The 1,028-nt window shown below is 78.2% G+C and carries 1 pseudogene; it reads right to left on the bottom strand.

What is annotated here, in order from left to right:
* Positions 1-712: pseudogene (locus BGM09_RS16980) on the bottom strand (SMC family ATPase); the annotation flags it as partial.
* Between the last annotated feature and the right edge of the window lie 316 nt (positions 713-1,028).

Here is a 1,028-nt window from a genome sequence, read left to right as displayed (position 1 = left end):
GGTCGGCTTCGGTACGCGCCGACTCGTGCCCGGCCGCGGCGCGTTCGTGGGCGGCGCCGGCCGCGTCCTCGTCGGCGCGGGTGACCTGTTGCGCCGCGGGCCTCGCGGGGGCGGGGTGTTCCGGCGAGCCGCAGACCCGGCAGGGCTCACCGTCCGCCAACTGATCGGCCAATTCGGCGGCGATGCCGTCGATCCTGGCCTCCCGCAGGTCCTGCCACGTCTGTCTGGCCAGCGCCGCCGTGTCCCGCGCGTCCCGCGCCCGGTCCTGAGCCCGCGTCAACTCCTTTGCCAGCCGGTCGCGTTGGTCCGCCGCGTCCCTGCGGCGCCGCGCGGTCTCCAGCTCCGCCGCCAGGCCCGCCGCCCTGGTCGCCGCCTCGGCCGCGCCGTCCGCCCTGGTCTGCAAGGCGGTACGCGACGTCGGCCACTCCTCCAGCCACCCGTCGGCCTCGCGTACGGCCCCCTCGTCCGCGCGCTCCTCCCGGTCCAGGACCGCGCGCCGCTCGGCGATCTCCCGCACCCGCTGCTCGGCCTCCCCGGCCCGCGCGAGGCCCCCCAGCTCCTCCCGCAGCTCCCCCGCGCGCCCCGCCAGCGCCTCGGCGCGCCAAGGCCCGTGCGCCGTTGGGCTGTTGGGCGACACGGAGGCGGATGCGGACGGCCCTTCGCCCCGGCCGGACTTCCGTTGCTCGCCGAGCCTCGCGTCCTGACGGTCCACGGACCGGACCTCGGTCGGACCGACCGACCGCTCTTCGCCGTACCCGAGAGAAGTCTGATCGGCAGGCCGACCGGCCGGCCGCCGCTCGCCGGGGCCACCGAGCCGCGACTGACCGCCGAGCCCGCTGTCTTGGCCGTCCACGGACGGGGCGGCCTCCGGCCCGGCGGGACTGGAAGCCGGCCGGGGGCCCGGCGCGTCGGCCGCCGGCGGACCAGGCGTCTGCCGGGCGGGCGTCTCAAGCGGGCTTCTGTGGTGCGGTACGGCGGGCGCCGGGGACTGTTCGCCCGCGGTCGTCAGGTCCGTGAGGATGCGGCCT

This window comes from Streptomyces sp. CBMA29 (genome assembly GCF_014596445.1).
GTDB lineage: Bacteria > Actinomycetota > Actinomycetes > Streptomycetales > Streptomycetaceae > Actinacidiphila.
Note: the sequence above shows the minus strand (reverse complement) of the source record. Positions and strands in the feature narration are given on the sequence as shown.